We start from the raw sequence: 25561 nt of genomic DNA on the forward strand, positions 1-25561 counted from the left end.
GTGGGGGCCCTGCGGATTCAGGGGCCGAGCACGCGGCGGATGTAGCGGTTCGTGAAGGTGCGGTGCGGGTCGAGCCGGTCGCGCACCGCGAGGAACTCCGCGAAGCGCTCGTAGCGCGGCGCGAGGGATGCGGCATCCTGCGTGTGCATCTTGCCCCAGTGCGGCCGCCCGTCGTGTGCGGTGAGGATCGACTCGATCGCGGCGAAGTACTCGTGGTGGTCGTCGCGGAAGTAGCGGTGCACCGCGATGTAGCCGCTCTCACGACCGTGCGAGGTCGCCAGGAGGGAGTCATCGGGTGCCGTCGCGCGCACCTCGACCGGGAACGAGATGCGCCAGCCCCTCGCGTCGATGAGCATGCGGATCTCCCGCAGCGCGTCGCCGAGCGCCTCAAGCGGCACCGAGTACTCCATCTCGCGGAAGCGCACCGAGCGCCGGGTCGCGAAGACCCGGTGCGAGACATCCGTGTAGTCGCGGTCGCCGATGAGCCGGGTCGCGAGCCGGTTGACGCCCGGGATGAGGGCGGGAGCGGCGCGGCCAGCGGCACAGGTCACTGCGAAGACGCCGTTCGAGAGCAGGGCCTCGTCGACCCAGCGGCCGACGGGCGAGAGAGGTGCGGATGCCGCATCCGCGGGCAGGCGGGTGTTGGTCTTCGTCAGCACGGTCGCCGTGTGGGGGAACCAGTAGAACTCGAAGTGGTCGGCGCCGCGCATCCGCTCGCTCACCTCGTCGAGCACGGCATCGAGGGGTTCGGGGCGTTCGACCGCCTGCAGGAGGAACGACGGCACGCACGCGACCGTCACGTCGACGAGCACTCCAAGCGCCCCGAGGCCGACCCGCACGGCTGGAAGGAGCTCGCTCGACTCGTCGATCGAGAGCACCTCGCCCTCGGCCGTGACGAGAGTGGCACCGACGATGCGGCTCGCGAGGCCGCCGAAACGGATGCCCGTTCCATGCGTTCCCGTCGAGATGGCGCCCGCGATCGTCTGCCGGTCGATGTCGCCCATGTTCTCGAGCGCGAGGCCCAGCGGGTCGAGGAGGGCGGGGAGCTCGTGCAGCCGCGTGCCGGCGCCCAGCCGCACACGACCGCTCGCGGCATCCGCTTCGATCAGGCCGCTCAGGGCGGAGACGTCGACCTGCACGCCCTCCGCGGCCGCGATGGCCGAGAAGCTGTGGCTCGCGCCGACACAGGTGACGCTGAGCGCGCGCTCGCGGGCGAAGCGAACCGCGCCCACGACCTCCTCGACCGTGCGGGGACGCGCCGCGAAGACGGGCCGCGCCGACTGCGAGCGCCCCCAGTTGCGCCAGCGTCGACCGGGGAGCACGAACTCCGGCACCCAGGCGCTCGAACTCGTCTGCACGCTCACGCTCATAGGAAGGCCATCCCCTCGCCCCGGTAACTCGGCACCGTGCCGACGACCTCGGCACCATCGACGAGCACGAAGTCGTTGACGTGCTCGGCCAACTCCCCCGCCTTGGCGTGCCGCAGCCACACGCGGTCGCCCACCGCGAGCGCGGCCGCCCCCGGCCCTGCGAGCGGGGTCTGCACCTCGCCCGCCATCTCGCGCGGCAGCATCCGCAGCCCCTCCGGCCACACGGCGATCGGCAGCCGGTCGGCACCCGGTGGGCCGGATGCGACCCAGCCGCCGCCGAGGAGGGTCGCGAGGTGCGGGCGCGGCTTGCGCACGACGGGCAGCGCGAAGACGGCCGCGGGCGCCGGGCTGAAGTTGCGGTAGTGGTCGAAGAGGTGGGGGCCGAAGAGCCCGCTGCCCGCGGCAACCTCCGTGACCGAGTCATCCGCCGTCGTCGTCTCGAGCGAGCCCGTGCCGCCGCCATTGACGAACTCGAGCTCGGCGACGCCCCGCACGGCCGCGACCGCGAGGGCCCGGCGCTCCGCCAGTTCCGCGGCAGAACGGCGCTTCATCCAGCGGATGACCGCGCCGCCAGCCGGCCCCGAATCATCCGCGACACCCGCCAGCTGACCCTCATAGGCCATCATGCCCACGAGCTCGAAGCCGGGACGGCGCGCGACCTGTTCAGCGAGCGTGCGCGCTTGTTCGACCGTGTGCACGGGGGAACGCCACGTGCCGACGTGGCCGAGCAGTCGCGAGTCCCAGGAGGCGTCGAGTTCGAGGCACACGCGCACGGGCGGCCGGTTCGCGGGGGCCGCCACGGCGTCGACGAGGTCGAGGTGCTCGACGGAATCCACCATGAGGGTGATGCGGCGCGAGGCATCCGCGTCCTGGAACAGCGCGCGGAGCGACGCGCGATCCGCCGTCGGGTAGCCAACGACGATGTCGTCGATGCCGCTCGTGCGCGACAACCACAGCGCCTCTGCGAGCGTGTAGGCGAGCACACCCTCGAAGCCCGGTTGCGCGAGCACGCTCTCGAGCGCCGAGCGCACGCGCAGGGACTTGCTGGCGACACGGATGCGCGTGCCCGCCGCCCGCTCGCGCAGCATCCGGGCATTCGCGGCCAACGCGGGCAGTGAGAGCACCGCGAGGGGCGGGTCGATGGACGCAGTGGCGGCGGAGAGGGACTCCCAATGGGACGCCGAGGTGCGCCACCCGGCGAGCGAGTCGGGGAGCACGAAGGCGGTGGGCATGACCCCACAATCGTGGTCGACAGATCACCCTGTCAACCGGCGAGAACGGTATGCCCCGGCGCCGCCGCTCGCGGCCCGCGCCACGGTGACGAAATCAACCGAAATGATGACGACAGGGCTGGACTCCTCACGTAGTCTCCTCGTAGACCAATCTGTCCACAATCGCCCAGCAGCCGCAGGCACCCCCACCCCGAGACGAGTGACGGTGCGAAGTACTTTCTCCGACCGCGACGCCACGCGCGCCCAGGTGCGCCATTGGCGCGCCCTCGCGGTGGCGCTCCTGCTCGGCACGCTGGTCTCTGGCGCTCCCAGCGCCGCCGCGGCGCCCGACGAGACCTCTGCTCCGGATGCCGTGCAGGAGGAGGCAGACCGTGTCACCATCACGGCGCCCGCCGACGGGGCATTCATCGACCGGAACAGCCTCACGGTGCGCGGCACCGGCACAGTCGCCGGGGCCGCGATCAGCGTCAGCGTCGACGAAACGGAGGCCTGCACCGGGACCGTCACCGAGACGGATGACGAGCTCACCTGGGCCTGCAGCATCGGCACCCTCACGAATGGTGCGAACCGCGTCGTGACCGCGACCCAGACAGACGATGGCGACCTCACGAGCGTCTCCGTCACGGTGCACGTGCTCGGGCCGCCGACGATCGATGACCTGAGACTCACGACGGGTGTCATCTCGGGCTCTGCGCACCCGGGCGCCTCCGTGCAGGTCACGCTCTCGGGCGGGGCCGGATCGTGCACGACGACCGCAACCTCGACTCGCTACTGGTCGTGCACCCCCGGCGCGCCGGGCGGTCGCGTGGCCTCCGCCGTGTACGACGTGAGCGCGCGGCAGTCGCACGCCTCGATCGGGCCGGAGGGGAGCCGCTCCTCGTCGACGACACGCACGCTCGAGATCGACAACGTCGCGCCGCAGCCGCCCGTCATCACCTCGCCGGCTGGCGACTATCGGCTGCTGCGCCTCCCCGCGACCTTCACCGGCACGGGAGAGGAGGGCGGCAGCGTCGACGTCTACCTCGACGGCGTGCCGGTCTGCAGCGCTCGGGTGGTTGGCACGGGCTGGTCGTGCGTCGGCGGGAGCGCCCTCAGCAATGCCGCCCACGAGGTCCGCGCCATCCAGATCGACGCGGCGGGCAACCACAGCCCGCCGAGCACCGCCATCCGTGTCTTCTTCGGCCCCCGGCCAGCACCGCCGACACCCGAGCAACCTGGCACCCCGTCGCCGAGCCCCACGCCCAGCGAGACGCCGCAGGAGGTGCCGCCGCCCAGCACGCCGAGCCCCTCCGCGGTGGCGCCGCTTCCTCCGCTCGCGGGGGATGCCTCCCCCGACGCCCTCAGCAACTGGGGCACGCCCACGACCTTCGGCGACGGCCTCCCGAGCCTGGGTGAGAGCGTCGAGCGCGGCAACTGGTGGCGCGCACCCCTCCTCGCGCTGGGAGCGATCGCGCTGATCGCACTGCCCAGCCGGCTGCTCGCAAGCGAACTGCGGGGACGCCTCCGCGAGCGGCGACCGGTCGCCGTGCGCAACCGCGAACCCGTGCCGCTCATCGACCAGCACACGACCGGGGTGACACCCTGGCTCTCCGCTGCGCTCCCCTTCGCCGTCACGGTCGCCTTCATGGTCGTCTCGAATGGCGTCGATGCCGAGGTGCGCTACCTGCGACTCGCGGCCGCTGTCTCGGTCGCGCTCGGGCTCCTCAATCTCGTGGGTGTCGCCACTGCGACCCGCCTCGGACGCCTCTGGCAGGGCGTCGACGGGCGCATCCGTTTTCGCCCCATGCTGCTTGCCGCGGCAATCGCGACAGGCCTCTTCTCGCGGCTGATCGGCATCGTGCCGCCCTTCGTCTCTGGCACCCTCATCGGTGTGCGGATGCCCCACGAGACGCCCGTGCGCGGTCGCGCCATCGTGCACCTGCTGCAGGTGGGCACCGTGCTCGGCCTCGGCCTCATCGGTTGGGTGGGCCACTCCACGGTTGGCGACGTCGTCGGCTTCTGGCCCTCGCTCCTCAGCGAGATCTTCGCGGCGCTGTGTCTCGTCGGGGTCGGCTCGACGATCGTGCTGCTCCTGCCGGTCGGCGCGCTCCCGGGCCGCGTGCTGTGGGAATGGCATCGCTGGGCGTGGTTCTGCATCGCCATGGTGGGCTGCACGATCGCGTTCGCGCCCCTGCTCGGCGGGCCCGACTCGCACTGGCCGCTCGCGATCGTCCTCATCATCGCCGCGAGCATCGCGGCCCTCTTCATCGGCGCCTGGGCGACCCTCCGCTTCCTCGTGAGGCAGCCGGACTGACCCGAGCATCAGAACAAGGCGGGCTCGGGGGTCTCGTCGATCGGTTCCACGAGTTGAGGGCCGTCGTTGCGCACGCTGTTCACCGCGCGTGAGACGGGGTGGTAGACCAACTCGTTCGCGACATCCCGCGACGACAGCTGCAGCAGCTCGACCCGCTCCGAGGGATCGAGATGACCGCCGAGCCAGTCGTCCATGCTCTCGCGCTTCACGAACGCGGGCATGCGATCGTGCACCTCGCCCGGGGCGACATGCGCGTCGAGCGTCACGATCGCCATCGACAACTGCCACGCGGCATCCGCCCCGCCCTTGGGGTCGCGCCAAGGACGGATGATGCCCGCCATCGCGATGTCACCCTCGTCACGGTGGATGAAGTAGGGCTGCTTGCCATCCGGCAGCGCGCGCCACTCGTAATACCCGAGGGCCGGCACGATGCACGGATGCTCGGCGAAGGCCGAGGCGAAGAGCCGGTTGCTTGTGACGGTCTCGATGCGCGCGTTGATGATCGGCTTGCCGCCGCCGAAGGTGGGCGACGAGGGAGGAACGATGCCCCAGCGCACCCCGGCGACCCGGCGCTCACCCTCATGCTCGCGAATGACCGGGACCGTGTCAGTCGGCGCGATGTTGTACCGGGGGCGCCAGTCGTTGAAGTCGCCGCCTCTCGCGACGTACTCCTGGATGAGGTCGTCGGTCTCCTTGTTCATCGCGAAGCGGCCGCACATGGCTCCACGGTACGCCCGACCGCCGACACGGCGAGCGAAAAAGGTGCCCCCACTGGGATTCGAACCCAGACTGAATCGATTTTAAGTCGACTGCCTCTGCCGGTTGGGCTATGGGGGCGAAGACCGCCCCCGCAGTCTACTTGCGGGCCGGAGCAGCCTTGGGACGGGCCGCGTACTCCTCGAAGACCGCGCGAGGCGCGCCCCGCATCTCGATGCCGACCGTGTCGCGGCGGAACAGGAAGGAGATGATCCAGTTGCCGAAGACGCGGGCCTTGCGCTCCCACATGGGCATCGCGAGGCCGTGGTAGCCGCGGTGCATGACCCACGCGAGCACACCCTTGACGGCGATGCCACCCGACTGGAACACGCCGTGACCGATGCCGAGGCCGGCGACCGCACCGAGGTTCTTGTGGAAGTACTCGCGGGGCTCATCGCCGCGCAGGTGACCGACGAGGTTCTTCGCGAGGAGCTTGCCCTGGCGCACGGCGTGCTGCGCGTTCGGCACGCACATGCCCGCGACGCCGCCGCCACTGAGGTCGGGAACGGCGCTGACGTCGCCGGCGCCCCAGACGTCGGGAACGATCTCGCCGTCTTCAGTGCGAGCGCGGAGGTCGGCACCAAGACGAAGACGACCGCGCTCCTCAAGGGGAAGGTCGGTGTTGCGGAGCACGGGGTGCGCCATGACGCCCGCGGTCCAGATGATCGTGTCGGACTCGAACACCTGGCCCGTCGAGGTCTCGATGCGACCGTCGACCGCCGAGGTGAGCTGCGTCTCGAGGTGCACCTCGGCGCCGCGCTTCTTGAGGTTGTCGAGCACCCAGTGGCTCGTCTTGAGCGAGACCTCGGGCATGATGCGGTCCATCGCCTCGATGAGGTGGAAATGCGTGTCGTCGAAGGTGAGGGTCGGGTGCTGCGCGAGCAGCGCGCTGGCGAAGCTGCGGAGCTCTGCGAACACCTCGATGCCCGCGAAGCCGCCGCCGACGACCGTGATCGTGAGCAGGCGGTCACGCTCGGGGCCGGGAGGAAGAGCGGATGCCTTCTCGAAGTTGCCGACGATGCGGTCGCGGATCGCCGCGGCCTCCTCGATCGTCTTGAGGCCGAACGCGTTGTCGGCGATGCCAGGGATGGGGAAGGTGCGGGTGATCGCGCCCGCCGTCACCACGACGATGTCGTACTCGAAGGCCCACTCCTCGCCGACCTCAGGCGTGATGGTCGCGGTCTTCGACGCGTGGTCGATCGCCGTGACGCGGGCCGCGACCACATTGGTCGACTTGAGGTGGCGACGCAGGGGAACCACCGCGTGTCGCGACTCGACTGTGCCAGCAGCCACCTCAGGCAGGAAGGGCTGGTAGGTCATGTACGGGAGCGGGTCTACGACCGTGACCTCGGCCTCACCGCGCCGCAGGAGCTTCTCCAGCTTGAGCGCAGTGTAAAAACCGGCATATCCGCCGCCGACGATGAGGATTTTTGGCACGACGGCGATTCTACTCTTTTCGGCGCAGTCTCCCGAATTCGCGCACCGCACGCCACCCGACAGCACCGAAGGCGAGGGCAAAGATCGTGTAGACGAGCACGGGAATGCCGACGAAACGCAGCTGGTCGAGCGTCGGCAGCACGGTGCCGAGCGGACTCACGGGACCAGCCACCTCTTGCTCCTCGATGGGAGTCGGCGACGGCAGCACGGGGGTCGGCGTGGGGATCGGCTCCGCATCCGCGCGGCGGTAGAGCCGGATCCAGTCGGCGAGGAGCTGGGCGGGGTCCTCCCCCACCGTCGCGACGGAGCCCTGCACTGCGGCATCCGCGTCGATCAGTCCGTGCCCGTAGATGGGGCTCGGGTCTCGTTGGCCCGGCACCTGCCGCGCCGTCTCGGTGATGCGGTTGATGACACCGCCAGCGTCGAGCTGCGGATGCGCCGAGCGCACGAGGGCCACGAGTCCAGCGACGATCGGTGCGGCGCCGCTCGTGCCGCCCCACGCCGAATACCCGCCGCCGGGTGTTGCCCCGACGAGTTCCTCGCTCGGCGCCGAGACCGAGATCGTGATGCCCTGCGAGGAAGCGTCGAAGCTCGCATTCCCGCGACGGTCGACGCCCGCGACCGTCAGCACGCCCGGCATGGTCGCAGGCGCCCCGACCTGGGTCGTGCCGCTGCCGCGGTTGCCAGCGGCAGCCACGACGACGACGTCGTTCTGCATGGCATAGAGGAAGGCCTCATCCCAGCTCTCGGGCCACTCGATCGTGTTGCGCGTGAGCGACATGTTGATCACGTCGGCACCGTTGTCGACCGACCAGCGCACCGCCTGCGCGATCTGGTCGTCGGAGGGCACCGTGCCCACACCGAAGCCGACCGACACCGAGAGGAGGTTCGCCTCGGGCGCGACACCGATGACGCCCGAGTCGGCGCCCGTGCCGCGACCAGCCAGGAGCGACGCGACCATGGTGCCGTGCTCGCGACTCGAGTAGCCGACGGGAGTCTGCCCATCGGACGCACCCACGCCCGAGACATCCGTACCCCCGACAACGGCGCCCGCGAGATCGGGGTGCGTGCCGTCGATGCCCGTGTCGATGACGGCGACCGTGACGCCAGCGCCGCGCGTCTTCGTCCATGCCTGCGAGATTCCGTAGTCGTCGAGCCAGTACTCGCGATCACGGATGCTGTCTGCCACGGCTGGTGGCGCCGCCGGCGAGACGAGCGCCAGGAAAAAGGCGGCGACGAGTGCCGAGGCAAAGGTGGAGACCCGCCGGCGCTGGGGCGTCACTTCACCCCGCTCGCCGTCGGTGAGTCACCCTCTTCGTCGGAATAGTCGGCGCACTCGCACACCTCGGGCGACCAGTCGGCACGTTCGAGGGCGAGGTCGCCGATCGGGTTCACACCGGGGCCGGCCGCGAGGGAATGCCCAACGAGCGCGTGCAGGCACTTCACACGGGTGGGCATGCCACCGGCCGAGATGCCCGCGATCTCCTCGACGTGCTCAATGCTCTCGCGGTCGGCGAGGTAGGCCTCGTGCGCGGCACGGTAGGCATCCGCCATGTCGCCCTCGAGGAGCGCTGCGAGCTCTGGCATGACGCCGGTGGCTTCCAGCGTCGAGACCGCGGCCGTCGCCGCCGGGTGGCAGAGGTAGTACAGCGTCGGGAAAGGCGTGCCGTCCGCGAGCCGCGGCCGCGTCGACACGACAGTCGGGGCACCACATGCGCATCGGGCGGCGATGCCGACCACGTCGCGCGCGGGGCGGCCGAGCTGCCGCGTCACGATGCGCACATCCTCAGCGCTCGGCAGGTCGAACGGGGGTGTCGCCATCAGTCGACCTCCTGAATCTCTGGGGCAACGATCTCGGAGGGCGGAGCATCCGTCAGCGCAGCCGTGAACACGGACGACAGCATCGCGTCGACCCAGTCGACCTCCGTCGTGAGCACCTCGTCACTGATCGGCAGGCCGGATTCCGTCACGGGAGTCTGGCCGTCGTCGATCACCAGGTAGCTGAACTCGCCCGGCTTGACGTAGTAAAGGCGCTCACGCGCCTGCGCTTCGACATAACTCGGGTCATCCCAGCGGGCGACATCCTGCTCAAGGTCCTTCACGAGCTCGCGCTGCGCCTCGACCTCCGCCGCCAACTGGGCCCGCTCATTCTGCTGCTCCGCGAAGATGCGCAGGGACGGCGCCAGGGCCACGATGAAGACGATCAGCATGCCGAGCGTCAACATCGTGAACCCTGAGAAGCGGATGCCTCGAAGCCAGTGAGCGCCCGCGCCCTGCTCAGGCAACGCCGCAGGCACGCGGCGCACACGGGGCTTTCGGGTGCTCATCCCCCAAGCGTAACCGGCGAATCAGCCCTTGAAGCGGGGGAACGCCGAACGACCGGCGTAGACCGCAGCGCCATCCAGCTCCTCCTCGATGCGAAGCAGCTGGTTGTACTTGGCGACACGCTCCGAACGGGCGGGGGCACCCGTCTTGATCTGGCCACAGTCGGTCGCGACAGCGAGGTCGGCGATCGTCGTGTCCTCCGTCTCGCCCGAGCGGTGGGACATGACGGCCGTGTAGCCGCTGCGGTGGGCGAGGCGGACGGCGTCGAGCGTCTCGGTGAGCGTGCCGATCTGGTTCACCTTGACGAGGATCGAGTTGGCGGTGCCCTGCTCGATGCCCTTCGCAAGACGGCTCGGGTTGGTCACGAAGAGGTCGTCACCGACGAGCTGCACCTTGTCGCCGATCTCGGCGGTGAGCTGTGCCCAGCCCTCCCAGTCATCCTCCGAGATGGGGTCCTCGATCGTGACGAGGGGGTACGCCGCCGCGAGCTCGGCGTAGTACGAGCTCATCTGGGCGGCCGAACGCGTCTGACCCTCGAAGGTGTAGTTGCCGTTCTCGAAGAACTCGGTCGCCGCGACATCCAGGCCGAGGGCGATGTCGGTGCCGACCTTGAACCCGGCCTTCTCGATCGCCTCGACCAGCAGGTCGAGCGCATCGCGGTTGCTGTCGAGGTTCGGCGCGAAGCCGCCCTCGTCGCCGAGGCCCGTGCTCAGGCCCTTGCCGTGCAGGATGCTCTTGAGCGCGTGGTAGGTCTCGACACCCCAGCGCAGGCCCTCGCGGAAGCTCTCGGCGCCGACGGGGAGGATCATGAACTCCTGGATGTCGACGTTGCTGTCGGCGTGCGAGCCACCGTTGATGACGTTGAGCATCGGAACGGGCAGCGTGTGCGCGTTGGGCCCGCCAAGGTAGCGGAAGAGCGGCAGGTCAGACGAGTCGGCAGCGGCCTTCGCCACCGCGAGGCTCACGCCGAGGATCGCGTTCGCGCCGAGCTTCTTCTTGTTGTCGGTGCCGTCGAGCTCGATCAGCGCGGCGTCGATGAGGCGCTGGTCGGTCGCGTCGAAGCCCTCGAGCTCCGGGCCGATGACGTCGAGCACGGCGTCGACCGCGTTCTGCACGCCCTTGCCGAGGTAGCGACCCTTGTCGCCGTCACGGAGTTCATAGGCCTCGAACGCGCCTGTCGAGGCGCCGGAGGGAACAGCTGCGCGCGAGACGGTGCCATCCTCCAGGAGGACCTCCACCTCCACGGTCGGGTTGCCCCGGGAATCCAGGATTTCGCGGGCTCCGATTGCCTCGATCAACGACACAGGTGATCTCCTTCGAGAGGTGTGGGGGTTGGATGCTGCCAATCCTACTCAGGCTGCGCTTTCACAACTCAGGAACTTTCTCGCCAGGTCCTGAATTGGCAAAGGCAGGTCCTGAGTTAGGAGAGGGGGCGGAGCTCGAGGGTTGCGGCATCCGTCTCGGCGTTGACAAAGGCGAAGCGGCTGAAGCCCTCCGCCGCGAGGCGCTCGAGGGTGGCCTTCGTGTTCTTGGGCCGGCGCTCGAGGCGCACCCGGTGCCCCTGGCCCACGAGGGCGGTCTTGAGCGCGACGAGCTGGCTCGCCGGCGCATCCTTGTCGTGGAGGAGCGCGACCGCGTCAGCGCCTTCCGCGTCGGGGAGGTCGACGAGGTCCACGAGGCGCTCGAAGCCGAGTGAGAACCCGGTGGCCGGGACATCCGTGCCCAGGAAGCGGCCGATCATGCCGTCGTAGCGCCCGCCGCCGCCGAGCGAGTAGCCGAGCGAGGGGTGCGCGACCTCGAAGATCGTGCCGGTGTAGTAGCCCATGCCCCGCACGAGGGTCGGGTCGAAGACGAGCTCCGCGCTCGGCACGGCCGCGCGCAGGTCGAGGAGCGCCTGGTAGGCCTCCGCGTCGAGCCATTCGGGCGCGTCGTCGAGGAGGTCCCAGCCCGATGCCTCGAGTGCGGCCGCGAGGCCCTCGGTCGCGATGCCATGCTCCGCGAGCTCTGCGGCGACACCTTCCGGGCCGATCTTGTCGAGCTTGTCGATCGTGATGAGGGCGCGCTCGTGCAGTTCGGCCGGCACATTCCAGTGCGAAAGCAGGCCGGTGAGGATGCGACGGTCGTTGATACGGATGCTGCATCCCTCGAGCCCCAGGGCGTCGAGCGCCGCGGTCGTCGCCGTGATGAGCTCGATCTCCGCAAGAGGGCCGGCCTCACCGATGATGTCGATGTCGCACTGCACGAACTGGCGGAAGCGCCCCTTCTGCGGGCGCTCGGCGCGCCACACGGGCGCGATCTGGATCGCGCGGAACACCGTCGGCAGCTCGGCGCGGTGCGTCGCATAGAAGCGCGCGAGTGGCACCGTCAGGTCGAAGCGCAGCCCGAGGTCGGTCAGGTCGAGGGCGTCGGATGCCGCAGCGAAGTCCTCGCTCGTGAGCCCCCGCTTGAGGATTCCGAAGGCCAGCTTCTCGTTGTCGCCGCCGAGGCCCGAGTGCAGGCGCGCACTGTCCTCCACGACCGGGGTCTCGATCTCGTCGAAGCCGTGGGAACGGTAGACATTGCGGATGACGCCGAGCACGCGTTCGCGTCGCGCCTTCTCGGCGGGGAGGAAGTCGCGCATGCCACGGGGAGGATTGACGGGAGAGGCCATCCTCCTATTCTGGCAGGCGACCCCTACTCGCCCGTGCGACCGTCGGCGAGCGCCAGGGCCGCCTCCAAACGCGCGCGGGACTGCTCGATGAAGCGGCGGAATGAGCGCGTCGCGCTCTCGGGGTCGCGATGCACGATGAGGTCGTATTGGAGGCCCATGACGGTGTCGACCGCGAGGCGCGACTCCGCCTCGGCCTCCTCGTCGCTGAAGCCCATGTCGAGCAGCACATCGCGGCCGAGGTTCTGCCACTCCGTGAAGGTCGTGCGCGTGTGGGTGTGCCCGCGGTCGTGCGCTTCCAGCAGTGCGGCTTCGAACTCGAGCCGCAGGAGCCTGATGTTGCGCTCCTGCACGGCCCACTCCCACGAGCGTTCGAGACCCGCCACATAGGTCTCAACCGTGGCCGGTCGCTCCTTGACCTTGGCCAGAACGGGGTGCGATCGCTGCGAGATGGCGCGGACGATCTCGCTCAGGAGTTCGTCGCGCGAGCCGAAGTGATAGACGAGCGTGAAGGTGCTCACCCCGAGCGCACTGGCCAGCGGCCGCAGAGACAGGCTCGACAGCGGCTTGTCGAGCAGGTAGTCGAGGATCTGCTCGAGCAAGGCGGGCTTGCGTGCGGGATCCGGCCGTCGGGACATGCCCGCAACCCTACAACGAGAAGAACTCGGTTTTCGCCTAGACCGCTCCGCCTGCGGCTTCCGGGGCGTTCGGGTCGTGACCGCCGTCACCGATCGACTCGCGTGCGAGGTAGTTCTCGACGTCGAAGAGGTTCTCGGCACGCTCCATGATCGTGAGGAGCGTGCTCATCGACGCGACCTCCTCGACCTGCTCCTTGAGGAACCAGAGCATGAACTGCTCACCCAGGGCATCGGTCTCGGCGCGAGCTGCCGCGAAGAGGGCCTCGATCTGCTGCGTGACGCGCTTCTCCTGCGCGAGGGCAAGGGCGATGGGTTCGCGCTCGTCAACAAAGGCGTTCTGCACTGCCGATACGCCGGGGATGGCGACGCCCATCCCTCGGTCGAGCCGGTACTGCACGATCATCATGGCGTGGTTGCGCTCCTCGAGCGCCTGGCTGTAGAAGTGCTTGGCCAGTTGGGGCAGGTCACGCTCGTCGAACCAGACGGCGATCGCAATGTACTGCTGGGCCGCGTCGAACTCGTGGCCGATCTGCTCGGCGAGGAGCTGGTCGAAAGATGCTGTCGTCATGCGGGAGACGCTACTCCGCGATGGCCGCGAGCGCATCGAAGGTTAGGCATGCCAACAACGAAGTGAGGGCAGGCATGCCATGCCTCACGGCGATAATGCATAACGAGCGTCCGCTCTTTCCTGTAGACTTCAGGCTGGCATGCAACGCCACGCAGACATGGCCGAATGATCGGGTAAATCTTCGGCCAGCGCCCGCGCACCATTCGTTTCTGTTGTGAAATTTCCAACACAAACACGCCGGGCTGGTGCCCTTCCCGTTCGGGTCGGGAAGGGCACAACCCCTCTTGTTACTGTGCCGCCTCGGCCTCGCGGATCTCCGCCTGCAGTCCCCGCAGCGTGGCCCGCAGCGCGCGCTCCGAGTTCAGCCCGCGCGAGCGCGCCGACGCGACGATCGCGAGCAGCAGCCCGCCCAGCTCGTCCTCCGACTCGACCGGGATGCCGGCCGGCGCATCGTCGAGCACACCAACCTTCTGTGCGCGCCCGAGCAGCTTGTCGGCGAGGGCGAGCGAGGGCATCCCCTGCGGAATCCCGTCGAGAACACTCGTGCGGTGCGCCTTCTCCTTGGCCTTCATCTCGTCCCAGACCAGCACGACCTCATCGGCGGTCTCGGCGAGCGCGTCGCCGAAGACGTGCGGATGCCGCGCGACCATCTTTGCGCGACTCCGCTCCGCGACATCCTCGATCGTGAACGGCTCCTCGGCCGCGTGCGCGGCGATGTCCGTGTGGAAGAGCACCTGGTAGAGCACATCGCCGAGCTCCTCGATGAGCTCCTCGCGCGTGCCCGCCTCGATCGCCTCGACCAGCTCGTGTGTCTCCTCGATGAGGTACTGCACGAGCGACTCGTGCGTCTGCTCGGCATCCCAGGGGCATCCACCCGAGCCCCGCAGCCTCGCCATGAGGGCGATGAGTTCGTCGAGCTTCGGATGCTGCGGCACGGATGTCTCAGTCATGCGCCCATCCTCGCATCCGCCGCGCGGGGGATCTGCCGCACGGGCGCAGCCGCCAGAATGGAGACATGCTCTCGCCCGACGATCCGCTGGCCCGGATCGTCCTCGCGGTCGCGCTCCTCGGCCTGCTCGCCCTTCTCGTGGTGCGTGCAGCGCGCAAGGACCGCCGCGAGTACACGCGATTCAAGCGCTACCGCACGACCCGGCGCCGGCAGGCGATGATGCGCAAGTGGCTCGTGGAGTCCTTCGTCGTGCACGGCGGGGCCGCCGTCATCATGCTGCTGCTCGCCTGGCAGCAGGTGCCGCTCATGCTTGCGGCGATCGAGGACCTCGCTGCCGTGCAGTGGTTGCGGGATGCGGCATCCGAGGGTCTCCTCAAGGGCTTCCTGATCGGCGCGATCAGCGCCCTGCTCATCGCCTCGATCGCCCTGCTGCCGCTCGCCCGCGGGCAGGACGAGGTCGTCACGGTCGGCGACATCCACGCGCTCCTGCCGCGCAACCGGGGCGAGCTTCGCTACGGCGCGCTGCTCTCGATCAACGCGGGCGTCGTCGAGGAGCTGCTGTTCCGGCTCGCGCTGCCGGCCGCCGTCTTCGGAGTCACGGGGAGCATCGCCGCGGCGGTGCTGGGCAGCACGGCGATCTTCGCCGCCCTCCACCTCTACCAGGGCGCGTCCGGCGTCATCGGCTCCGCCATCATCGGCGCGCTCCTCATGGCGGTCTTCATCGGCACCGGCAGCATCCTCGTGGCCATCGCGGTGCACGCCTTCATCGACCTGCGCTCGCTCGTCGCGATCCCCATGATGGTGTACCGCGTGCACCGCAAGGCGTAGCGCGGCGCCCCGACCCCGAGTGGCTCAGGCCTTCGACTCGACCGCCGCCTCGACCGGCTCCGGCTCCTTCGGCAGGAACTGCTCGAACAGCTGCCCCACCCACTCGATGAGCCCATCGTCGCTCAGCGCCTCGCCGCCCGCCTTCGGGAGTGGGATGACGACCGCGCTGTTCTGGGTGAAGTAACGGCCACCCGGATACATCCGCTGCAGGCGCACCTGGAGCGAGTCGGGCAGCTCAAGCGGCGCGATGCGCAGGTTGGGGCCCATGACGACGACCTCGCTGAGGCCGGCCTTCTGGGCGCGCCGCCTAAGGCGCGACACCGCGACGAGCTGCAGCACGGGTGGGGGAAGCTCGCCGTAGCGGTCGGCCAGTTCCTCGGCGACCGCATCGATGGCATCCGTCGCCGCCTGCGGCGAACTCGCCGTCGACAGCTTCTGGTAGGCCTCGAGCCTCAGCCGCTCGCTCTCGACGTACTCCTCGGGGATGCGCGCATCCACGGGAAGCTCGAGGCGCAGCTCCGTCGGTCCCTCCACGTCTTCACCGCGGAAGGCGCTCACGGCCTCGCCGATCATCCGCAGATAGAGGTCGAAGCCGACGCCGGCGATGTGGCCCGACTGCTCGCCACCGAGGAGGTTGCCGGCGCCACGGATCTCGAGGTCCTTGAGCGCGACCTGCATGCCCGCGCCCAGCTCGTTGTTGGCAGCGATCGTCGCGAGCCGGTCGTGAGCGACCTCACCGAGGGGCTTGTCGGGGTCGTAGAGGAAGTAGGCGTAGGCCCGCTCTCGGCCACGTCCGACCCGGCCGCGCAGCTGGTGCAGCTGCGAGAGGCCGTATTTGTCGGCCCGGTCGATGATGAGGGTGTTGGCGTTCGAGACGTCGAGGCCCGTCTCGATGATGGTCGTCGAGACGAGCACGTCGAACTTGCGCTCCCAGAAGTCGACCATGACCTGCTCGAGCTGGCCCTCGCCGAGCTTGCCGTGCGCGACCGCGATGCGGGCCTCTGGCACCAGCTCGGCAAGCTGGCTCGCGACCCGGTTGATGCTCGAGACGCGGTTGTGCACGAAGAACACCTGGCCCTCGCGCAGTAGCTCGCGCCGGATCGCCGCCGCCACCTGCTTCTCGCTGTAGGGGCCAACGAAGGTGAGGATCGGATGCCGGTCTTCGGGCGGCGTCGCGAGGGTCGACATCTCGCGGATGCCCGTGACGGCCATCTCGAGCGTGCGCGGGATCGGCGTGGCACTCATCGCCAGGATGTCGACGTTGGTCTTGAGCTTCTTGAGCGCATCCTTGTGCTCGACACCGAAGCGCTGCTCCTCGTCGACGATTACAAGCCCGAGGTCTTTGAACGCGATCTCCTTCGAGAGGAGGCGGTGCGTGCCGATGACGACATCGACTGTGCCATCCGCGAGGCCCGCGATGACCTCCTTCGCCTCCTTGTCGCTCTGGAAGCGACTGAGGCCGCGCAGGTGGATGGGGAACCCTGCGAAGCGCTCCGCGAAGGTCTCCATGTGCTGCTTCACGAGCAGCGTCGTCGGCACGAGCATCGCGACCTGCTTGCCGTCTTGCACTGCCTTGAAGGCGGCACGGACGGCGACCTCGGTCTTGCCGTAGCCCACGTCGCCCGCGACGAGGCGATCCATGGGAACCGGCTTCTCCATGTCGGCCTTGATCTCGTCGATCGTCGTCAACTGGTCGGGCGTCTCGGCGAAGGGGAAGGCATCCTCGAACTCGCGCTGCCACGGGCTGTCTGGGCCGAAGGCGTGGCCCTTGCTCTGCTGGCGGGCCGAGTAGAGCTTGACGAGCTCGACCGCGATGTCGCGCACCGCCTTGCGGGCCTTGCCCTTCGCCGCCGCCCAGTCGCTGCCACCCATCTTGCTGAGCTGGGGAGCCTCGCCGCCCACATAGCGCGAGACGAGGTCGAGCTGGTCGGTCGGCACGTAGAGCTTGTCGCCCGGGTAGCCACGCTTCGACGGGGCGTATTCGATCAGCAGGAACTCGCGCGTCGTCTTGACCGCGTTGCGCCCGCCGCTCGAGACCTCGCGGCGCACGAGCTCCAAGAACTTTCCGATGCCGTGCGTCTGGTGCACGATGTAGTCGCCCGCCTTGAGCTGCAGCGGGTCGACCACGTTGCGACGCCTCGTCGCGAGCTTCTTGACCTGGCGCGACTCGTAGCCGACCGCGCGACCGAAGAACTCGGTCTCACTGAAGAGGGCGAGACGGATGTCGGGCACCTCGAAGCCCGCCTCCACCGCACCCGTCACGACATAGGCGACGCCCGGCTCGAAGACACCATCCTCCGGCAGGTCGTCGACGACGCGCGCGGCAAACCCGTGTTCGCCCAGCGCCTCGGCCGCGCGCTCTACGAGCCCGTGCCCCTGCGCCGTGATGACGACCGACCAGCCCTCCTTCAGCCGGTCACCGACATGCGCGATCGCGCCATCCGCGTTGCCCGTGAAGCTCGGCGTGGCATCCGCCTCGATGCGCACGTAGTCGCCCGCCGCCTCGACCATCTCGCTGATGGCATCCGCACCCTCTGCGCCGTCGGCCGCGTAGGAGGCAGCGCCACTGTCGAAGGCGCTGAGCGTCCACCACGGACGCTCCCCCGCCGCATCGCGCAGCTGCCGCAGGGTCAGGAAGTCCCCCGCGCCGAGGTCGATGGGCGCCTCAGCGCCCGCCGTCGCGGCGTTCCAAGCGGCATCGAGGAACTCGCGGTTCGTCTCGAGGAGCGATGTCGCTCGCGTCGCAACCCGTTCGGGCGAGATGACCGCGACCGCGGCATCCTTGGGCAGGTAGTGGGTGAATGGCACCAGGCGCTCGAGCAGTGCGGGCGCGAGTGATTCCATGCCGTCGACAGGGATGCCGTCGGCGATCTTCGCGAGCATGGTCGAGAGCCCCGGGAACTCGTGCAGCATCTCGGTGGCGCGCTGCCGCACCGAGTCACTGAGCAGCAGCTCGCGGCACGGGGGCAGGTCGACGCGCTCAACCGCCTCGGGGAGCGAACGCTGGTCGGCGACCGAGAACTGACGAATCTCCTCCGCCTCGTCACCGAAGAACTCGAGGCGAAGCGGATGCTCGGCCGCCGGCGGGAACACGTCGAGGATGCCGCCGCGCACCGCGAACTCGCCGCGCCGCGTCACCATGTCGACCCGCGAGTAGGCGAGGTCGACGAGGCGGCGCTGGATCTCCCCAAGCTCGTAACCCCGCCCCCTCGCCGTGATCGTGAGCGACTCGAGGGAGGTCAGGTTGTCGGCGATCGGCTGGATCGCAGCGCGCACGCTCGCGACCACCACGAGCGAGCCGCCCTTGGGGTCGCGCGCGGCATCCCACTCGGCGATGCGCCGCAGCGCCTCGATGCGGCGGCCGACGGTCTCGGTCGAGGGGCTGAGGCGCTCGTGCGGAAGGGTCTCCCACGCGGGGAACTGCAGCACGGTCGCGGAAGGCGAGTTGGTCGAGATCGCGGAAGTGAGCGCGTCGGCTTCCCGGCCGGTCGCGACGATCGCGAGCAGTGCAGCCGGCGGCGTGCGGCGCGACAGCAGCCCGGCGAGGAGCGGCGCCCGGAGGCCCTCGACGAGCGAGAAGTCGGCATCACGCGACGCGTATTGGAGGGCGTCGTCGAACGATTGGGCGCGCGAAAGCGCAGTAGCCAAGCCCTGGAGGATCACCCGACAAGCTTACGGTGAGCCGCTGACAGGGGACTTCGTGGGTTATGAAGGCGCGTGGAAGCGCTGCTGCGCGGCCGCGAGTCCGTCGGCCGCGAGTGACTCGACGGCGTCGGCGGCATCCGCCAGCAGGTTCGGCAGCACGGCGCGCTCAGTCGACCCGAAGTCGCGCAGCACGAAGTCGGCCGCGGGTTGACGCCCGGGCGGCCGACCGATGCCGACCCGCACTCGGAGGAACTCGGGAGTGCCGATCGCGGAGATGATGTCCCGAAGCCCGTTGTGACCTCCGTGCCCGCCGCCGCGCTTGAGCCGCACCGAGTCGAAGGGGATGTCGAGCTCGTCGTGCACCACGATGAGTCGCTCGGTGGGGATCTTGTAGAAGCGAAGCAGGGCGGCAACGGGGCCGCCCGAGAGGTTCATGAAGCTGTTGGGCTTCGCCAGCACGAGGCGCGGACCATCGATGCCGGTGCGGGCCTCAGCGACCATGGCATTCGCCTTGTGCGAGCGAAATGAGGCCGACCGCCGGTCGGCAAGCTCGGCGAGCACCATCTGCCCCACGTTGTGGCGGTTGCCCGCATAGTCGGCGCCCGGATTACCGAGGCCGACAACGAGCCACTGGACGCCACCCTCATCGGGGGTGGCGTCCAGCGGCTTCGTGCGTGTGAAGAGGCCTATCTCAGCGCCTTACTCGGCAGCCTCTGCGTCGCCCTCGGCCGCAGCCTCGGTCTCAGGCTCGGCCTGGACGGTCGGGACGACGACGCTGACGACGAGCGTGTCTGCCTCGGCGACGAGCGTGACGCCCTTGGGCAGCACGATCGCGTCGGCGTTGAGGTGCGTGACAGCCTCGACGCCCTCGACGCTGATCTCAAGGCTCTCGGGGATCTCGATGGCGGGCGCCTCGATGAGGATCGTGTGCGCCTCCTGCTCGAGGGCGGTGCCGGGGGCAGCCTCGCCGACAACGTGGACGGGAACCTCGACCTGCACCTTCTCACCCTTGCGGATGACCATGAGGTCGACGTGCTCGATGAGCTGGCGCACCGGGTCCTTCTGCACGTCCTTCACGAGGCCCGTCTGGGTCTTGCCGTCGATCTCGAGCTCGAGGATGGCGTTGGCCTTGCGCAGGAGCAGCGCGGTCTCGTGGCCCGGGAGGGCGATGTGGAGGGGCTCGGTGCCGTGGCCGTAGAGCACGGCGGGGATCTTGCCGGCGGCGCGCAGACGGCGGGCGAAGCCCTTGCCGAAGTTGTCGCGCACGTCAGCGACAAGGTGGTTCGAGAGCTCGGTGGTGCTCGCGACGGACGGGCGTCCTGCGCGGCTGGTCTTCTCACCCATGGTGATTCTCCTTCTTGCGGGCCGGGCCCGCTGTCGTGTGTGGATTCAACTCGAACGCATCGGCACGACCCGAAACGGGTGGTGCTGCGTGAGGAAAGACCGAAGCCCTGCTCGCCGCGTCGATAACGGATGCCGCGGCATCCGAAACTCAGATGCCATCGGTCCCTCGCCGAAGTTCAATGGGAGAGTCTAGCGTAAGACGCATGACTACAAGCCCCCTGCTGGTGTTGGTGCCGGACACGATGCAGGAACCGGCGCCCGTCGTGCCCGGCGCGGAGTTCCTGCGCTACGAGGCGGCGGCGCCCATCGCCCGCGATGACGCCGACGTGCTCGTCGTCTGGGGCAACCCGGGCGAGCACATCCGCGACGCGGCCCGGCGGATGCCGCGACTCAGGCTCGTGCAGGCGCTCTCTGCCGGCACGGATGTGGTCGAGGCCGCTGGGTTCGCGCCGGAGGTGGCGATCTGCTCGGCCGCCGGGCTGCACGACCTCCCCGTGGCAGAGCACACGCTCGCGCTCGTGCTGGCCGCGGCGCGCAGCCTGCACGTCGCCGCCCAGGCCAAGGTGGAACACCGCTGGGCCGGCGAGATCGGCGGGATGCAGCAGGAACCAAGCCCCGGCCGCTTCACGACGCTCAGGGGAGCGCGCGTGCTTCTGTGGGGCTTCGGCGGCATCGCCCGCACCCTCGCACCCCATCTCCTGGCACTCGGCGCGAACGTGACGGGCGTGGCCCGCTCGGCGCGCACGGCCGACGGAATCCGCGTCATCGCGGTGCACGACCTCGGCACCGAGTTGCCGCACACGGACGTGCTCATCAACATCCTCCCGGCGACGCCCGCAACCCGGCACCTCGTCAACTCGGAGGTGCTGGGCCGGCTCCCCCATCACGCCTGGCTCGTCAACGTCGGCCGTGGCGCCACGGTCGACGAGGATGCCCTCGTGCACGCCCTCCGCGCGGGCCGGCTCGGCGGGGCGGCCCTCGACGTCTTCGACACGGAGCCGCTGCCACCCGAGTCACCCCTGTGGGACGAACCGAACGTCATCATCACGCCCCACGCCGCGGGCGGTCGACCACTCGGCTCGGCCGCGCTCGTCGAACACAACGTGCGGGCGCTCCTCGACGGAGGCCCGCTGCGCAACCGCGTCGTCTGAGTCAGGCCTGCAACTCGCGCACAGCGGATGCCGCGGCCGCGACGACCTCGTCGACGCCCGGCTCGATCGACACACTCGCGCCAGGCTCGTCCGTCGCGAGCGGCTCGAGCGCATCCAACTGCGACTCGAGCAGGCCGACGGGCATGAAGTGGCCAGCACGCGTGCGCAGGCGGGACTCGAGCAGTTCACGCGAGCCGTCGAGGTGCACGAAGACCGTCCGCGGCGCAGCCGCCCTGAGGCCGTCGCGGTACGAGCGGCGGAGTGCCGAGCACGCCATGACCATGCCCTGTCCCGCCTCGGCCGCCTCGGCGAGCGCCTCGCCGACACGCCTCAGCCAGGGCATCCGGTCGTCGTCATCGAGCGGGATGCCACGCGCCATCTTCTCGACATTCGCCGGCGGGTGCAGGTCGTCACCGTCGAGGAACCGCAGGTCGAGCGCCTCTGCGAGCCCCATCCCCACGACCGATTTGCCAGACCCGCTCACACCCATGACAACGACGAGTGGTGGCTGCATTGCGTTCCCTTCACCGGTGCGGAGTGCGCGCTGCACGCGGACACACTCTCACGCTAGTTCCGATGTGAGGCCACGCAGTAGCCTTGAGCCATTCCCTTTCTCGACTTTGAGGAGCACCAGCGTGGCCGAACCCACCGCAGCACAGGCAAACATCGGCGTGGTCGGGATGGCGGTGATGGGCTCGAACCTCGCCCGCAACCTCGCCAGCCGTGAGGGAAACACGGTGGCGATCTACAACCGCTCCTTCGAAAAGACCCAGACTGTGCTCGACGAGCACCCCGAGGCCGGCTTCGTGCCCGCCGTGGACTACAAGGAGTTCGCGGCCGCGCTGCAGAAGCCGCGCACCGCCATCATCATGGTCAAGGCGGGAGCCGCGACGGATGCGGTGATCACCGAGCTGACCGAGGTCTTCGAGCCCGGCGACATCATCGTCGACGGTGGTAACGCCCTCTTCACCGACACCATCCGTCGCGAGCGCACCGTGCGTGAGACGGGCATCAACTTCGTCGGCGCCGGCATCTCGGGCGGCGAGGAGGGTGCCCTCAACGGCCCCTCGATCATGCCGGGCGGCAGCGCCGAGGCCTGGGAGACGCTCGGCCCCATCCTCAAGTCCATCGCCGCGGTCGCCGACGGCGAGCCCTGCGTGACGCACGTGGGCACCGATGGCGCCGGGCACTTCGTGAAGATGGTGCACAACGGCATCGAGTACGCGGACATGCAGCTCATCGCGGAGGCCTACGACCTCATCCGCCGCGGCACGGGCAAGTCGCCCGCCGAGATCGCGGAGATCTTCGAGGAGTGGAACACGGGCGAGCTCGAGAGCTACCTCATCGAGATCACGGCCGAGGTGCTGCGCCAGGTCGACGCCAAGACGGGCGAGCCCCTCGTCGACGTCATCAAGGACGAGGCCGGCGCCAAGGGCACGGGTGCCTGGACCGTGCAGACGGCCCTCGACCTGGGCGTGCCCGTCTCCGGCATCGCCGAGGCGGTCTTCGCCCGCTCGCTCTCCTCGAGCCGCGCCAGCCGCGACGCGGCCGCGAACCTGCCGGGCCCCGATGAGACCTTCGAAGTCACGGATGCCGCGGACTTCATCGAAGACGTGCGCCTGGCCCTCTTCGCCTCCAAGATCGTCGCCTACAGCCAGGGCTTCGACGAGATCGTCGCGGGCGCACGCCAGTACGACTGGGACATCGACCTGGGCGAGATCGCCCGCATCTGGAAGGCCGGCTGCATCATCCGCGCCCAGTTCCTCGGCCGCATCACGGAGGCCTACCTGGAGGACCCGCGCCTCGGCTCGCTCCTCACCGCCCCGTACTTCACCGACGCGATCGCCCGCGCACAGAAGTCCTGGCGCCGCGTCGTGATCGCGGCAGCGCAGGCGGGCATCCCCTCCCCCGCGTTCTCCTCGTCACTCGCCTACTACGACGGACTGCGCGCCGAGCGCCTGCCCGCCGCCCTCATCCAGGGCCAGCGCGACTTCTTCGGCGCCCACACCTACAAGCGCATCGACGCCGAGGGCACCTTCCACACGCAGTGGAGCGGTGACCGCAGCGAGATCGAGGCCGAGGACACCCACTAGGCATGTCGCTGTCGCACATCCCCCGCCCGGCCCTCGAGCGAGACATCCCCGAGATGCTCGCGCTCATCCAGGACCTCGCCGAGTACGAGCGCGAACCGGATGCCGTCAAGACGAGCGAGGACGACCTGCGTCGCGCGCTCTTCGGCGAGCATCCGACCGTCTTCGCCCACGTGGTCGACGGCGACGAGGAACGCCTCGCCGGCATGGCGATCTGGTTCCTGACCTTCTCTACCTGGGAAGGGGTCAACGGCATCCACCTCGAGGACCTCTACGTGCGCGAAGAGTTCCGCGGGCGCGGCTACGGCCGCCAGCTCCTCGCGACCCTTGCGGCCGTGTGCGTCGAGCGTGGCTACGCCCGGCTCGAGTGGCAGGTACTCGACTGGAATGAGCCCGCCATCGGCTTCTACAAGAACCTCGGCGCCGAGCCCATGGACGAGTGGACGACATTCCGCCTCAGCGGCGACGCGCTGCGCAGCCAGTAAGCCCATGGTCGACGACGAGCATCCCGAACTCTCGGGCTACGAACCCTACGAAGAGCGCCCAATTCGTAGCGGACGACGGATGCTGCTGCTCCGCCTCGTCGTGCTGCTCGCGGTGCTCGGGCTCGTGCTCCCCGGCATCATCACGACCGTGAGCCTCGGCGCGAGCAACGCCGAGCGGGCCTGCTCCTACCGCGGCAGCATCATGATGCCCGGCGCGGCCCGCTACGAGGCGCGCTGGGAACTCTTCGGCCCCGGCGGCATTGGCTGGGAGTGCTACGCGACCGACCGCAACGGAGACCGCCTGCACGTCGACTCGATGGGACTCATCCCCGTCGCGCCGGGCCCCGGGGTCACGCCCGTCGACACGCGCGACACCTAGGCGGCGGGGGAACCCCACTCCGCGGCATCCGAGCCCAGGGGCTTCGGGATGCGCTCAAAGCCGAAGTTGATCTCGTCGAAGCGGGCCGGTGGAGGCAGCAGTTCGGCGGCGCCCCACTGCGTGCCGATCATCGTGCAGGGGCCGTTCCACTGATCGAAGACACCGTCGGTCGGCTGGTCGCCGCCGGAGACGAGGGCCTCCGCCACGCGCGCGAGCGAGGTGCGGGTCGACGAGCCAGCGCCATCGCGCACGAGTTCGACGACACCCCGAAGCACGGATGCCGCGAGCAGGTAGCCGGTGGCATGGTCGAGCGCCTGCACGGGCAGCTGCTGGGGACGCTCCTCCCACGTGGCGACCATGCCGCGGTGTGAGATGCCGCTCGCCATCTGCACGACACTGTCGAAACCGCGGCGCTCGCGCCAGGGGCCCGAGAAACCGAAGGCCGTGAGGGATGCCTCCACGAGGCCGGGCCGCAGCCGCTGGCGGGTGCCCGCATCGAGCCCGAGACGATCGAGGGCGCCGTCGCGGTAGCCGTGCACGAGCACATCCGCCTCAGCGAGCAGGGCTTTGAGACGCTCGAGCCCCTCGGGCGTGCGGGCATCGAGTCGCGCCGTGCGCTTGCCGAGCGTCATGTTCGGCACGATCGCCGGTTCATCCCAGTCGGGCGGGTCGACCCGAAGCACGTCAGCGCCGAGGCCCGCGAGGAACCGGGTCGCAACCGGCCCCGCCAGCACGCGCGTGAGGTCGAGCACGCGCAGGCCCGCGAGCGGTCGTTCGACGGTCGGCCGCCAGTGCTCGCCAACAGCACCCGCCGAACCCCGGTCGCGGTGCAGGAGCGGCTCGCTCGCGACCGCCGCGCCCTGCGGGTGGGCACGCCACTCCTCGCGGGTGCGCATCGCGGCGGAGACCCCGCCCGCCTCGACGACCGCCTCCTCCAACTCGAATGCGTCCCAACGGCCCACAAGGCGCCTCACATCAGCGGGGTCGGTCGCTTCGGTTGCCCCCAAGACCCGCAGCGCCGCGGCGCGATGGTGCGACGCATTCGTGTGCAGGCGCACCCAGCCGCCCCGGGCCGCCCGGTAGTTGCGCGTGTAGGGGTCCCAGACGGGCGGCACCGACCACCCGGCCGGCCGCACGGCCGAACCGAACCACGCGGATGCGAGCAGTCGGTTGACGCTGACCCGCGGTTCCGCGCCGCCCACGAGCGCCCCGAGTTCCGTCGCCGCGAGCCCTGCAACGCCGATGGATGCCGCGGCCAACGCCGAGACACGGAACGCCGACGGAAGGTCGCCGATACCGGTCACCCGAAGGCCGGGGAGCAGGGCATCCGCCCCTCCCAGGGCCGCCCAGAACTCTGCGGCGAACGGCACCGCCTCGTGCCCCTCAACTGGCCCGGTGCCCACCGGCGACCCGCCCCCTCTCGT

General features: G+C 69.6%; 23 protein-coding genes and 1 tRNA gene. 6 read left to right on the forward strand and 18 right to left on the reverse strand.

The window, feature by feature from the left end:
• Positions 1-17 precede the first annotated feature (17 nt).
• Both ACIQK7_RS01810 and ACIQK7_RS01815 read right to left on the reverse strand, forming a co-directional pair.
• The gene (locus tag ACIQK7_RS01810; RefSeq protein WP_403020646.1) at positions 18-1370 is read right to left on the reverse strand and encodes a D-arabinono-1,4-lactone oxidase; all 1353 of its coding nucleotides are present in this window, start codon (positions 1368-1370) and stop codon (positions 18-20) included.
• A complete protein-coding gene (locus tag ACIQK7_RS01815) occupies positions 1367-2602 on the reverse strand; it encodes an amino acid deaminase/aldolase (protein ID WP_403020648.1) in 1236 nt (411 codons plus the stop codon). Before ACIQK7_RS01815 ends, ACIQK7_RS01810 begins: the two co-directional genes overlap by 4 nt.
• Before the next feature lie 205 nt (positions 2603-2807).
• On the opposite strand from ACIQK7_RS01815, the gene ACIQK7_RS01820 reads away from it, so the two are divergent.
• Positions 2808-4895, forward strand: a complete 2088-nt coding sequence (locus tag ACIQK7_RS01820) for a hypothetical protein (RefSeq protein WP_403020651.1) — start codon at positions 2808-2810, stop codon at positions 4893-4895.
• 8 nt (positions 4896-4903) lie between these two features.
• Here the strand turns inward: ACIQK7_RS01820 and ACIQK7_RS01825 are convergent, their stop codons facing one another.
• The 11 genes from ACIQK7_RS01825 to ACIQK7_RS01875 all read right to left on the reverse strand — a co-directional run bounded on the left by ACIQK7_RS01825 (position 4904) and on the right by ACIQK7_RS01875 (position 14216).
• Positions 4904-5614: an SOS response-associated peptidase gene (locus ACIQK7_RS01825; protein WP_403020653.1), complete on the reverse strand. Its 711-nt coding sequence runs from the start codon at positions 5612-5614 to the stop codon at positions 4904-4906.
• 44 nt (positions 5615-5658) lie between these two features.
• Positions 5659-5732, reverse strand: a tRNA-Leu gene (locus tag ACIQK7_RS01830).
• Positions 5733-5750: 18 nt separating this feature from the next.
• Positions 5751-7088 carry an NAD(P)/FAD-dependent oxidoreductase gene (locus tag ACIQK7_RS01835; RefSeq protein ID WP_403020656.1) on the reverse strand — a complete coding sequence of 446 codons (1338 nt, stop codon included), beginning with the start codon at positions 7086-7088 and terminating at the stop codon, positions 5751-5753.
• Positions 7089-7098: 10 nt separating this feature from the next.
• A complete protein-coding gene (locus ACIQK7_RS01840; RefSeq protein ID WP_403020659.1) occupies positions 7099-8370 on the reverse strand; it encodes a S8 family peptidase in 1272 nt (423 codons plus the stop codon).
• On the reverse strand, positions 8367-8909 hold the full coding sequence (locus ACIQK7_RS01845; RefSeq protein WP_403020662.1) for a DUF501 domain-containing protein: 543 nt from the start codon (positions 8907-8909) through the stop codon (positions 8367-8369). The genes ACIQK7_RS01840 and ACIQK7_RS01845 overlap by 4 nt, the downstream gene beginning before the upstream one ends.
• Positions 8909-9415 (reverse strand): septum formation initiator family protein, encoded by a 507-nt coding sequence (locus ACIQK7_RS01850; RefSeq protein ID WP_325209248.1) that lies wholly within the window; start codon positions 9413-9415, stop codon positions 8909-8911. Before ACIQK7_RS01850 ends, ACIQK7_RS01845 begins: the two co-directional genes overlap by 1 nt.
• Before the next feature lie 21 nt (positions 9416-9436).
• Positions 9437-10717 (reverse strand): phosphopyruvate hydratase, encoded by a 1281-nt coding sequence (gene eno / locus ACIQK7_RS01855; protein ID WP_403020665.1) that lies wholly within the window; start codon positions 10715-10717, stop codon positions 9437-9439.
• 116 nt (positions 10718-10833) lie between these two features.
• The gene (hisS, locus tag ACIQK7_RS01860; RefSeq protein WP_403020668.1) at positions 10834-12063 is read right to left on the reverse strand and encodes a histidine--tRNA ligase; all 1230 of its coding nucleotides are present in this window, start codon (positions 12061-12063) and stop codon (positions 10834-10836) included.
• A 23-nt stretch (positions 12064-12086) separates the two neighbouring features.
• Positions 12087-12698 (reverse strand): TetR/AcrR family transcriptional regulator, encoded by a 612-nt coding sequence (locus ACIQK7_RS01865; protein WP_403020671.1) that lies wholly within the window; start codon positions 12696-12698, stop codon positions 12087-12089.
• A gap of 37 nt (positions 12699-12735) precedes the next feature.
• Positions 12736-13266: a ferritin gene (locus ACIQK7_RS01870; RefSeq protein WP_403020673.1), complete on the reverse strand. Its 531-nt coding sequence runs from the start codon at positions 13264-13266 to the stop codon at positions 12736-12738.
• 287 nt (positions 13267-13553) lie between these two features.
• Positions 13554-14216: a MazG family protein gene (locus ACIQK7_RS01875; protein WP_403020676.1), complete on the reverse strand. Its 663-nt coding sequence runs from the start codon at positions 14214-14216 to the stop codon at positions 13554-13556.
• Positions 14217-14281: 65 nt separating this feature from the next.
• On the opposite strand from ACIQK7_RS01875, the gene ACIQK7_RS01880 reads away from it, so the two are divergent.
• Positions 14282-15043 (forward strand): CPBP family intramembrane glutamic endopeptidase, encoded by a 762-nt coding sequence (locus ACIQK7_RS01880; RefSeq protein ID WP_403020678.1) that lies wholly within the window; start codon positions 14282-14284, stop codon positions 15041-15043.
• Positions 15044-15067: 24 nt separating this feature from the next.
• Here the strand turns inward: ACIQK7_RS01880 and mfd are convergent, their stop codons facing one another.
• From mfd to ACIQK7_RS01895, 3 genes are read right to left on the reverse strand one after another with little or no spacing between them, the layout of a single operon-like run.
• Complete coding sequence (gene mfd, locus ACIQK7_RS01885) at positions 15068-18706, reverse strand: transcription-repair coupling factor (protein ID WP_403020679.1); 3639 nt, start codon at positions 18704-18706, stop codon at positions 15068-15070.
• Positions 18707-18748: 42 nt separating this feature from the next.
• The gene (gene pth, locus ACIQK7_RS01890) at positions 18749-19351 is read right to left on the reverse strand and encodes an aminoacyl-tRNA hydrolase (protein ID WP_403023933.1); all 603 of its coding nucleotides are present in this window, start codon (positions 19349-19351) and stop codon (positions 18749-18751) included.
• Positions 19352-19387: 36 nt separating this feature from the next.
• Positions 19388-20032, reverse strand: coding sequence for a 50S ribosomal protein L25/general stress protein Ctc (locus ACIQK7_RS01895; protein ID WP_403020681.1), 645 nt, complete (start codon positions 20030-20032; stop codon positions 19388-19390).
• Between the two features lie 203 nt (positions 20033-20235).
• Here ACIQK7_RS01895 and ACIQK7_RS01900 point away from each other — a divergent pair, with 203 nt between their 5' ends.
• Positions 20236-21183, forward strand: coding sequence for an NAD(P)-dependent oxidoreductase (locus tag ACIQK7_RS01900; protein ID WP_403020683.1), 948 nt, complete (start codon positions 20236-20238; stop codon positions 21181-21183).
• Position 21184: 1 nt separating this feature from the next.
• Here ACIQK7_RS01900 and ACIQK7_RS01905 read toward each other — a convergent pair whose 3' ends face one another.
• Positions 21185-21697: a gluconokinase gene (locus ACIQK7_RS01905; protein WP_403020686.1), complete on the reverse strand. Its 513-nt coding sequence runs from the start codon at positions 21695-21697 to the stop codon at positions 21185-21187.
• Between the two features lie 121 nt (positions 21698-21818).
• Here ACIQK7_RS01905 and gndA point away from each other — a divergent pair, with 121 nt between their 5' ends.
• Genes gndA through ACIQK7_RS01920 form a run of 3 tightly spaced genes read left to right on the forward strand, consistent with a single transcriptional unit; the run spans position 21819 to position 24137 of the window.
• Complete coding sequence (gene gndA / locus ACIQK7_RS01910; RefSeq protein ID WP_403020688.1) at positions 21819-23276, forward strand: NADP-dependent phosphogluconate dehydrogenase; 1458 nt, start codon at positions 21819-21821, stop codon at positions 23274-23276.
• Positions 23277-23278: 2 nt separating this feature from the next.
• Entirely contained in the window at positions 23279-23758 is a 480-nt protein-coding gene (locus ACIQK7_RS01915; protein ID WP_403020690.1) for a GNAT family N-acetyltransferase, read from the forward strand.
• A gap of 4 nt (positions 23759-23762) precedes the next feature.
• Positions 23763-24137: a hypothetical protein gene (locus ACIQK7_RS01920; protein WP_403020692.1), complete on the forward strand. Its 375-nt coding sequence runs from the start codon at positions 23763-23765 to the stop codon at positions 24135-24137.
• Here ACIQK7_RS01920 and ACIQK7_RS01925 read toward each other — a convergent pair.
• Positions 24134-25540, reverse strand: a complete 1407-nt coding sequence (locus ACIQK7_RS01925; protein WP_403020694.1) for a CoA transferase — start codon at positions 25538-25540, stop codon at positions 24134-24136. The genes ACIQK7_RS01920 and ACIQK7_RS01925 overlap by 4 nt on opposite strands.
• Between the last annotated feature and the right edge of the window lie 21 nt (positions 25541-25561).

This window comes from Salinibacterium sp. GXW1014, assembly GCF_044769865.1.
Classification (GTDB): domain Bacteria; phylum Actinomycetota; class Actinomycetes; order Actinomycetales; family Microbacteriaceae; genus Homoserinimonas.